This is a genomic window from Lactobacillus kalixensis DSM 16043 (genome assembly GCF_001434335.1).
GTDB classification, from domain to species: domain Bacteria; phylum Bacillota; class Bacilli; order Lactobacillales; family Lactobacillaceae; genus Lactobacillus; species Lactobacillus kalixensis.
Genome location: NZ_AZFM01000017.1, coordinates 1 through 9,904 on the forward strand (window position 1 = coordinate 1; position 9,904 = coordinate 9,904).

The 9,904-nt window shown below is 37.5% G+C and carries 10 protein-coding genes; 1 reads left to right on the forward strand and 9 read right to left on the reverse strand.

Annotation, left to right across the window (positions count from 1 at the left end; translation table 11 throughout):
• Positions 1–146: 146 nt before the first annotated feature.
• The 9 genes from FC46_RS05875 to FC46_RS05915 form a co-directional block, all read right to left on the reverse strand.
• On the reverse strand, positions 147–1,064 hold the full coding sequence (locus tag FC46_RS05875; RefSeq protein WP_057798786.1) for an ABC transporter permease: 918 nt from the start codon (positions 1,062–1,064) through the stop codon (positions 147–149).
• A 12-nt stretch (positions 1,065–1,076) separates the two neighbouring features.
• Positions 1,077–2,036 carry an oligopeptide ABC transporter permease gene (opp4B, locus tag FC46_RS05880; protein WP_057798789.1) on the reverse strand — a complete coding sequence of 320 codons (960 nt, stop codon included), beginning with the start codon at positions 2,034–2,036 and terminating at the stop codon, positions 1,077–1,079.
• 3 nt (positions 2,037–2,039) lie between these two features.
• Entirely contained in the window at positions 2,040–3,005 is a 966-nt protein-coding gene (locus tag FC46_RS05885) for an ABC transporter ATP-binding protein (RefSeq protein WP_057798791.1), read from the reverse strand.
• 2 nt (positions 3,006–3,007) lie between these two features.
• The gene (locus FC46_RS05890) at positions 3,008–4,045 is read right to left on the reverse strand and encodes an ABC transporter ATP-binding protein (protein ID WP_057798793.1); all 1,038 of its coding nucleotides are present in this window, start codon (positions 4,043–4,045) and stop codon (positions 3,008–3,010) included.
• 120 nt (positions 4,046–4,165) lie between these two features.
• Positions 4,166–4,408, reverse strand: a complete 243-nt coding sequence (gene acpP, locus FC46_RS05895; protein WP_057798795.1) for an acyl carrier protein — start codon at positions 4,406–4,408, stop codon at positions 4,166–4,168.
• A 27-nt stretch (positions 4,409–4,435) separates the two neighbouring features.
• Complete coding sequence (plsX, locus tag FC46_RS05900; protein ID WP_057798797.1) at positions 4,436–5,434, reverse strand: phosphate acyltransferase PlsX; 999 nt, start codon at positions 5,432–5,434, stop codon at positions 4,436–4,438.
• Positions 5,435–5,453: 19 nt separating this feature from the next.
• The gene (gene recG / locus FC46_RS05905; protein ID WP_057798799.1) at positions 5,454–7,484 is read right to left on the reverse strand and encodes an ATP-dependent DNA helicase RecG; all 2,031 of its coding nucleotides are present in this window, start codon (positions 7,482–7,484) and stop codon (positions 5,454–5,456) included.
• 6 nt (positions 7,485–7,490) lie between these two features.
• Positions 7,491–9,149, reverse strand: a complete 1,659-nt coding sequence (locus FC46_RS05910) for a DAK2 domain-containing protein (protein WP_057798801.1) — start codon at positions 9,147–9,149, stop codon at positions 7,491–7,493.
• A 21-nt stretch (positions 9,150–9,170) separates the two neighbouring features.
• Entirely contained in the window at positions 9,171–9,533 is a 363-nt protein-coding gene (locus FC46_RS05915) for an Asp23/Gls24 family envelope stress response protein (RefSeq protein ID WP_009560287.1), read from the reverse strand.
• A gap of 169 nt (positions 9,534–9,702) precedes the next feature.
• Here FC46_RS05915 and rpmB point away from each other — a divergent pair, with 169 nt between their 5' ends.
• Positions 9,703–9,888 carry a 50S ribosomal protein L28 gene (rpmB, locus tag FC46_RS05920; RefSeq protein ID WP_057798803.1) on the forward strand — a complete coding sequence of 62 codons (186 nt, stop codon included), beginning with the start codon at positions 9,703–9,705 and terminating at the stop codon, positions 9,886–9,888.
• Positions 9,889–9,904 lie beyond the last annotated feature (16 nt).

The following is a 9,904-nucleotide window of genomic DNA, read 5'->3' on the forward strand; positions in this document are numbered from 1 at the left end:
GCTAGTATATGACAGAAAACGGAGCTAAGATAGGTACCTTGTTTTTAGACGCTTACACTAATATCATTAATTATTTAATTTTATCTTTAGCTATATAGAAAAATAGTCTTACTCACAATTTACTGAATAAGACTATTTTTAAAATATTAAGCTTCTCTTTGACGAGCGTCTGCGGCCTTTTGTAATGCACGACCAACATAGTTAATACTTAAGGAAATAACCAAAAGTAACAATGCTGCTGGAAGCCAAAGCCATGGACGGGTAGTAACGTTAACTGGATCATTAGCATAACCAATTAGTGTACCCAATGATGGAGTAGTTGTTGGCAAACCATAACCGATGAAAGAAAGTCCAGTTTCAATACCGATATTTCCGGCAACCATCAATACAATATCAATAATTAACATTGAACTAATATTTGGCAATACTTCACGGAACATAATTTGTAAATCAGTTGATCCTGAAGTCTTTGATGCCAGAACATAATCTCTTTCACGTTGAGCTAAAACGAAGCTTCGGTAGTATCTAGCTTCCCCTGTCCAACCAAAGAGTGTCATCATCATTACCAATGTAACTGCGTTGTAGTTTGGAATAACACTAGCTAAAACAATTAAAATTGGAAATTGTGGCATAATCTGGATGAAATCGACTATTCTCATAACGATGTTGTCGATCACACCACCAAAGTAACCAGCAAACATACCAACAATTAAACCAATAACTAATGAAATTAAGGTTACTGAAATACCGATTGTGATAGAGTTTCTACCACCCATGATTAGTAATTTGAAAATGTCACGACCACCATCATCGGCACCTAAAATATGACCTGGAGTGCCCCATGGATCGTTGGCCGCCATAATATCGGTTGCTGTGATATCAGCTTTATTTAAGAAAAGTGAGCCTACAAAACAGAACAACAAAATTGCAATAATGACCACTAAGGCCACTCTAGCTGAAGGCTCATGCATAATCTCCCGCCAGATAATTCTAAAACCAGATGGAGGAGTTGCTTGCTTAGCCTTTTTTTCTTTTTTATTATTTGAAGACTTATCTTTAGCCATTTTTCTCCCCTCCTATTGAATTCTGATTCTAGGGTCTACGATACTCATGATAATATCTGAAAGTAAATTACCAATTAAAGTTAAAATACCGAAGATCAAAATTAATGCTGTTAAAGTTGTGTAGTCACGTTGTGAAATTGAATCCATGAAAAGCTTCCCCATACCAGGATAACTAAACACAGTTTCAACAATAACTGAACCACTCAATAAACCGGTAATAGTATTACCAAAGAAAGCGGCAATTGGTAACAAAGAGTTTCTCAAAATATGTTTATTAAATACAACCTTTTCTGGAACACCCTTTGAACGAGCTGTTCTTACGTAATCTTCTACTTTGTTATCAACAATACCAGTTCTTAAATATTGAACTGTACCAGTAGTAGAAATAATCGCTACTAGGATTGCTGGCAAAATCATGTGATCAAGTCGACTGAATAAAACGCCAAAGAATCCACTAGCATTACCTGAAACAGAACCCGAAATTGGGAACCAACCTAAGATATAACCAAAGAGCCACAATCCTAAAATGTAGATTACGAAACCAGGGATGGCATAAGTGACATAGTTGAAAATCTGAATAAGTTGATCTTGCCATTTATCTTGGTAACGGCCAGCAGTAATACCCATAGGAATTGCAAGGGCGTATGTCAAAATAACGGTCAACAATGAAAGCCAGAACGTATTAACTGCACGATCGGCAATTAATGAAGTTACAGGAACCTTCTGGATATATGATGTTCCTAGGTCTCCATGAAAAAGATTTCCGACCCATCTGAAGTATTGCACCCACATTGGATCATTAAGTCCGGCAGCTTGTCTTAAACGAGCAATTTCCTTTGGATCACTGTTTGGGTTAATTAAACCTGTAAAAGGATCCCCTGGCATCATCTTTGCCAAAGCAAAAACAATGATACTCAAAACAATAAGTTGAGGGATCATGATCAATAAACGTCTTAAAACTGTCTTCCACATTTTTTAATCACTCTCCTTCATTTCATTAATTTCTGAGGCTGGTAATGCTACAGAGTGTGTAGGTGATACTTTTTGTAATGGGAATACTCGACCATTTTCGTCGTACCACTTACTTTGGTCATTTTTGTATTCTTCTTCAACAGCTAATCGATGTTTCTTGTGTTCTTCACGATGTTCAACATCAACCTTTGGAATGGCAGCTAAAAGACGTTTAGTATAAATGTGAACCGGATGGTTGTAAATGTCATCCTTCTTACCTACTTCAACTAAACGACCACGGTTCATAATCGCAATATTTTCTGACATATGACGAATAACACCCAAGTCGTGTGAAATGAATAAGTAAGCAATATTGTACTGTTGTTGAATATGTTTCATAAAATTCAAAACCTGTGCTTGAACTGATAAGTCCAAAGCACTTGTTGGTTCGTCAGCAACAATCAATTTTGGATTAGTGGCTACTGCACGAGCAACACCAATTCTTTGACGTTGACCACCAGAGAATTCGTGTGGATACTTGTAGATAGCGTCGCTTGGCATACCTACAATATCAAGTAATTCTTGAACACGATCACGTTCTTGATCAGTAGTTAAATTTTCGAAGTTTCTGATTGGTTCAGCGATGATATCTTCAATTCTCTTTCTTGGGTTCAAACTTGACATTGAATCCTGGAAGATCATTTGAACATCTTTGTTGTAGTTTAAGTGACGTCTGTTTGAAGCTTTAGTAATATCTTCACCCTTGTAAATAATTGAGCCTGAAGTTACTTTTTCAACCCCAACAATTGCTTTACCAGTAGTTGACTTACCGGATCCTGATTCACCAATCAGACCGTAAGTTTCACCCTCATTGATTGTAAGGCTAACTCCATCTACAGCTCTAACATAACCTGTAATTCTGTTCCAAAATCCGGAGCGAATTGGATAATGAACTTTTAAATCTTTTATCTGAATTATTTCTTTAGCCATAATTAGTCTCCGCTCACTGCCTTTTTTACGTCATTTACTGCTGGTTGATCTTCAAAATGGAAAGTCTTCCAGCAAGTACATCTTACCCAGTGATCTGGTTCTACTTCATGAACTTGAGGATTTTCTTCGTGTGCACTTGCAGGAATCCAAGGAATTCTTGAAGCGAAACGATCACCTTCACGTGGCATATTCTTAAGTGAAGGAACAGTACCATGAATAACATGAAGATCTTCGTCAGTGTCATCACTTTGAGGCATTGAATTCAAAAGTGATCTAGTATATGGATGAAGTGGGTGTTCGAAGATAGTCTTTACATCTGACTTTTCAACGATTTGACCAGCGTACATAACTGCAACTTGATCAGCAGTTTCTGCTACAACACCTAAGTCGTGAGTAATTAAAATAATACCTGAATTTGACTGCTTTTGAATATCTTCAAGAAGGTCCAAAATTTGTGCTTGAATAGTAACATCCAAAGCAGTAGTTGGTTCATCTGCAATGATAATTTCTGGCTTGCAGGCAATTGCCATCGCAATAACCACACGTTGACGAAGTCCACCAGATAATTCGTGTGGATACATCTCATACATTTCTTCAGGTCTTGGCATCCCTACCTGATTGAATAATTCAATCACACGTGCTCGCCGTGCCTTTTCGTCCATATCAGTGTGGTAGTAAAGAGTTTCTGCAACTTGATCACCAACACGCATCAATGGGTTCAAACTAGCTAGTGGATCCTGGAAAATAATACCAATCTTATCACCACGGATTTTATTGAATAATGATTCATTTAAACCCACTAAATTTAATTCATTATAAAGAATATCGCCAGTTACTTTAGTATTCTTGTGGTCATACAACCCAATAATACTTGACGCAATCGTACTTTTACCACAACCAGATTCCCCAACAATGGCTAGAATCTCGTTTCTTTTCAAAGTCAGATTGATATCATCGGCAGCATCATAAAACTTACCTTGTAAACGGTAAGCAGTATGCAAATGCTGGATGTCTAATAGTAGATCACTCTGCTTTTCCAATGGTCATTCCCCCATATCGAAAATATTATTAAAAGCTATTTAACTTTTTCAATTTATTTTCTAATTATAAACACAAAGCCGTCCTCATGCAAATTGAGAACGGCCTTTTTTGAATATTTTTTAACCCTGATGTGCTTTAATATAGGCCACTGCATCACCTACATTTTTAATTTTTTCTGCTTCATCATCAGGGATTTCAGAACCAAATTCATCCTCAAGTTGAAGAATGAATTCTACAAGGTCAATTGAGTCTGCATCCAAATCATCAGTAAAACTTGTTTCCTTTGTAATTTTATCTGCATCGATATCAAAGTTATCAGCAATTAACCCCTTGATTTTGGTAAAAATTTCTTCTTCTGACATAAATAGTTCCTCTTTCTTAAAAAATAATTATTTACTGAATTCCTGTTTAAAATCATCGATCAATTTTTGATCCAAAATTTTATCAATTTGTTTTAAAGTATAGTAGATTGGACGGATGTCTGAACGACCATGTGTCTTAACTACTGGAGCATTTACTCCGAGTAAAACTGCCCCGCCATGAACAGCAGTATCATACTTATGACGCAAATCACTAATAGCATTCTTGATCATTAAAGCACCTAATTTAGTCATTAAACCATTATTAAGTAAGCTATCCTTCAATGAATGAAGTAGAACGCTGGACATCCCTTCTACACTCTTTAAAGCAATATTACCACTAAAACCGTCTGTGACAACCACATCAGCTTTAGCAGTCATAATTTCATTACCTTCAATATTACCAATGAAATTCAAGTTACTATCCTTCAATAGCTGGTAGGCTTCTTGATGCAATTCGTCACCTTTATCATCTTCGGCGCCATTATTTAATAAAGCAACTTTCGGTTTGTTAATACCGCGAATTTTTTCTGAATAAAAAGATGCCATTTGTGCCCATTGAACTAAATACTCAGGCTTACTCTTAGCATTGGCACCAACATCAACGATGTTAAAGCCCTTATCGCTATTTTGTGCTGGAAGAGTTGGCATTAGACCTGGGCGAACGATACCTTTAATTCGACCAATGATAAAAATTCCGCAGGCAAGAAGCGCGCCAGTATTTCCCATTGAAAACAAGGCATCTGCCTTACCCTCTTTAACGTAATTTGCTGCTACTACCATTGAGGAATCTTTTTTAGATCTAATAGCTTTCACAGGTTCATCTTCATCATTAATTAATTCGGTTGTCTTAACAATTTCCAAGCGATCATCTAATTGATCAGCTGGAATTAATTCTTTGATCTTTACCTCATCCCCAAAAAGAATCATTTTAGTTTGAGGTAATTCAGGTTTCACTTTTAAAACTGCATCTACAACCGCTTTAGGGGCATTCTCGCCGCCCATTGCATCAATCGCAATAACTTTCATAGTTCACCCTTATTCTTTTCTAAATTCGATTTTGCTTTAATTGCTCGTAATCTAAGATCTCTTTAAGTGCTTGATGATCTGGGTTAGATTTTTTTACTAGCTTTTGCGCCACTTTTTGCGCTGCTGCTAAGGTATTGTAATCATTGACCACATTACCAACCCTAAATTCAGGAAGCCCAGATTGAGCTTTACCAAACAAATCACCTTCGCCGCGCATTTTCAGATCTTCTTCAGCGAGTTTAAAACCATCCGTAGTTTCAGCGATAATTCTCATTCTTGCTTTGCCTGAATCAGTCTTCGGATCAGCAATAAACATACAGTAACTTTGCGTTTGACCACGACCAATCCGCCCTCTGAGCTGGTGAAGTTGACTAAGACCGAAACGATCAGCGTTATAGATGATCATCATATTGGCATTTGGAACATCGACCCCAACTTCGATCACACTGGTTGTGACCAAAATGTTGATTTCACCTGCCGCAAAAGCTGCCATAATTTCGTCTTTTTGTGCTCCCGGCATTTGACCGTGCAAGAGAACTACTTTTTGATCAGGAAAATCATGACTCAATTTTTCAAATAATTCTTCTGCATTCTTCAGGTCCAGTGTCTCAGACTCTGAAATTAGCGGTGTTACAGCATAAATCTGAAAACCAGCGGCTAACTGTTGCTTCATTCTAGCATAGACGTCATCCATTTGACTACTAGTTTTCCACGCTGAAATTATTGGCTTGCGTCCTGATGGCAAATGCCTAATCTCTGAAACTTTCATTTCACCATAAACTGTTAAAGCCAGCGTTCTAGGGATTGGCGTTGCTGTCATTGCTAAAATATCGGGGCATTCACCTTTATTTATAAGAGCTTGTCTTTGACCGACACCGAAGCGATGCTGTTCATCAATAATTACCAAACCCAGCTTTTTGAAGATCACGTTTTTTTGAATCAAAGCGTGAGTTCCGATGACAACATTGATCGTCCCATCAGTAATTTCTTTATAGATTTCGCGTCTTTCAAGAGTTTTGGTATTACCAGTCAAAAGAACCGTTCTAACTCCAAGTGGACGCAATAGCTCGTCAATCTTGTTAAAGTGCTGCGTAGCTAGAATTTCTGTTGGGACCATTAATGCAGCCTGATATCCTGCTGTAATTGCTGCAAAAATTGCATAAACTGCTACCACAGTTTTACCAGAACCAACATCCCCTTGCAAAAGTCGCCTCATCTGTTGATCAGAATGCATATCAGCATAAATCTCATTAACAGCTTCTTTTTGATCAGCTGACAATTCAAATGGCAAAGACTTGGTTAATTTGGCAATCTCTTTTAGATCATAGTGCTTAGCTTCTCCTTGATTATTTTCATTTTCACGACTAGTCAGCAAGGCCAACTGCATTTGAAAAATAAAAAATTCTCTAAAAGTTGCACTTCTTTTAGCCAATTTTGCATCAATCCCATTATTTGGATGATGCATTTTAACGATAATTTCCTGATCTGACATTAATTTGAATTTTTGCCTGATTTTCTCTGGAACAATATCTACGACTTCGCTTAAGAAATCATCGATTGCTAAATTGATTAGGCTAACCAGCTTCTTTTGTTTGACATGTTTATTAACGGGATAAATCGGCGCCATGCCACTATCATTGTCTTTTGCAGCGACAAATTTGAAGCCTGACAGAGTTTGCCTTGCAACATTATATTTGCCATATACTGCTACTTCTTTACCGATTTCAAGCTGATTTTTGAGCCACGGTTGATTAAAAAAATTGACCATGATGACATCATGGTCAATTCTTAATTTAAAACTTAAACGGCTCTTCTTGTAACCAAAGCGGCTGACAAATGGTTCCGTTGCTACAATTCCTTTAAGCATAACCTTTTGACCATCCATGATCTGATCAAGTGGTAATGTCTGCAATTCATCATAGCGAAAAGGAAAGTAAAACAGTAAGTCATAGATACTGTAAATTCCTAGGCTTGCCAAATCAGCTGCTGTTTTGGTACCTACGCCTTTTAAATCGGTAACAGGAGCAAATAATAGTACTTGATTGCTCATTTTCTTTTATTCAACTGATACTAAGAAGTTGTAAACTGGTTGACCACCATCGTGAATTTCAAATTCAAGGTCATCGTGATTTTCTTCTAAAGCCTTAACTACTTCTTCAGCTTGACTCTTGTTAGAATCACGACCAAACATAATTGTGATGATTTCTGAATCTTCATCAAGCATCTTTTCAATCATTTCAGTAGTGGTCTTGATCAAATCACTATTATCAACCTTGATATTACCATCAACAATTCCGAGATAATCATCCTTGTGGATTTCTACATCATCAATTGTGGTGTCACGGTTAGCTTGAGTAACTTCACCTGAAACAACAGTATCAAAATCTTCAGTCATTGCTTCAACGTTGTCATCAACTGAAGCATCTGGATCAAATGAAAGCATTGCAGTCAAACCTTGTGAAATTGTCTTGGTTGGAACAATACCCACTGGAATATCACTAACTTCAGCAGCTTGCTTGGCAGCCATGATAATATTACTGTTGTTTGGCAAAATAATGGCTTTCTTGGCGCCAGATTTCTTAATCGCGTCAACAATATCAGCAGTAGATGGGTTCATAGTTTGACCACCTGAGATAATACGGTTTACGCCTTCACTTTCAAACAACTTGCGAATACCGTTACCTGAGCAAACAGCAATAACTGCAAAGTCAACAGCTTCTTGCTTGTCTTCATCATCGTTAACAATGGTTTCGTGTTGAATACGCATGTTATCGATCTTAATCTTGCCTAATTGACCAAATTGGCTACCATATCTGAAGACTTCACCTGGATGTTCAGTGTGGACGTGAACTTTAGCAACTTCTCCATCAGAAACAGCTAAAAGTGAATCACCAATTTCTGACAAGTGCTTTCTAAATTCTTCAAGGTCGAACTTCTTCTTGTCAGGCACATCAGCTGCTAAATCAACCATAATTTCAGTACAGTAACCATTAGCAATATCTTGAGTAGCTAATTGGCTTTGAACTGATTGGTGGTGCATGGCATTAATCATTTCGTCCATTTCACCACTATCAGGCTGATATTGATCCGCAAAGTCTTCACCAAGAAGTCCTTCTAAGAAACCTTCGTAAATAAATAGCAAGCCTTGACCACCAGAGTCAACGACGCCGACTTGTTTTAAAACCGGAAGTAAATCAGGGGTAGTCTTCAATGCCTTCTTAGCACCTTCAACAACCGCCTTCATAACTTCTTCAACATCATCTGTATCATTGGACTTGTTGGCACCTTCAGTTGCTGCAACGCGAGCTACAGTCAAAATAGTACCTTCAACAGGCTTCATCACAGCTTTATAAGCAGTTGCTACACCATTTGAAAAAGCATTAGCTAATTCTTGTGCAGTTAAAGTCTTCATGCCTTGAGTAGCTTTATAAAAGCCTCTAAACAATTGTGAAGTAATAACACCACTATTACCGCGGGCACCCATTAGCATCCCTTTAGCTAAAGCGTTAGTCAAATCGCCAACACTAGTGCTGGGATCTTGTGCAACTGCCTTTGCCCCACTTTCAATGGTTAAGTTCATGTTGGTTCCAGTGTCACCATCAGGAACTGGGAAAACATTCAATGAGTTAACAAACTCTGCATTCTTTCCCATTCTGTGAGTAGCGACTCTCACCATATCTCTAAATTGTGTACTATCTAATTCTTTTAAAACCAATATTCATATCCTCCGCTTGCGTTACTCGTCAAGTACTTTAACACTTTGCACGATGACATTAACGGCTTTAGTATCAATACCGAGTTGATTCTTTAAATTATACTTTACACTGCCTTGAACGTTACGGCTGACTTCTGAAATTTTCAAGCCGTAGCCAACGATAATGTAAACATCTACCGTAATTTCATTATTTTCTGACTTGACAACAACACCGCGCTTATAATTGGCACGATTAAGAATACCATCGAAACCATCACGAATAGCATTTTTTGAAGCCATTCCTACAACGCCGTAATTAGACGTAGCTGCACTACCAACAACAGTTGCAATTACTCCGTTTGAAATATCAATCAAACCATCTTTTGTCTTGATTTTAACAGCCATGTTTCTCCTCCGTCTTTATTATTGTCTTGATATACGTATTTATTTTATCATAGTAAAACAGCAAACGCTTATTAAAACCAATTTATTAAAAAATAGTTTTAATATTGAATTGCCTGCAAACATATGATATCTTATTTAAGTATGACAACACAAAAAGGAGGTTTAGCAAATGGCAAAAGATTTTGTAACAGGTAAGAAGACTACTTTCGGTAACAAACGTTCTCACTCAAAGAGATCAGCACGTCGTGCTTGGAAGCCAAACCTTCAAAGAGTTCGTATTCTTGTTGATGGTAAGCCTAAGCGCGTTTGGGTTTCAACTAAGACTTTGAAGTCTGGTAAAGTAGCTCGTGCCTAATAGCTAAAAAGCCCAT

Coding starts and splice junctions, on each gene's coding strand:
- FC46_RS05875 (WP_057798786.1), bottom strand. CDS start 1,064: ATGGCTAAAGATAAGTCTTCAAATAATAAAAAAGAAAAAAAGGCTAAG.
- opp4B (WP_057798789.1), bottom strand. CDS start 2,036: ATGTGGAAGACAGTTTTAAGACGTTTATTGATCATGATCCCTCAACTT.
- FC46_RS05885 (WP_057798791.1), bottom strand. CDS start 3,005: ATGGCTAAAGAAATAATTCAGATAAAAGATTTAAAAGTTCATTATCCA.
- acpP (WP_057798795.1), bottom strand. CDS start 4,408: ATGTCAGAAGAAGAAATTTTTACCAAAATCAAGGGGTTAATTGCTGAT.
- plsX (WP_057798797.1), bottom strand. CDS start 5,434: ATGAAAGTTATTGCGATTGATGCAATGGGCGGCGAGAATGCCCCTAAA.
- recG (WP_057798799.1), bottom strand. CDS start 7,484: ATGAGCAATCAAGTACTATTATTTGCTCCTGTTACCGATTTAAAAGGC.
- FC46_RS05915 (WP_009560287.1), bottom strand. CDS start 9,533: ATGGCTGTTAAAATCAAGACAAAAGATGGTTTGATTGATATTTCAAAC.
- rpmB (WP_057798803.1), top strand. CDS start 9,703: ATGGCAAAAGATTTTGTAACAGGTAAGAAGACTACTTTCGGTAACAAA.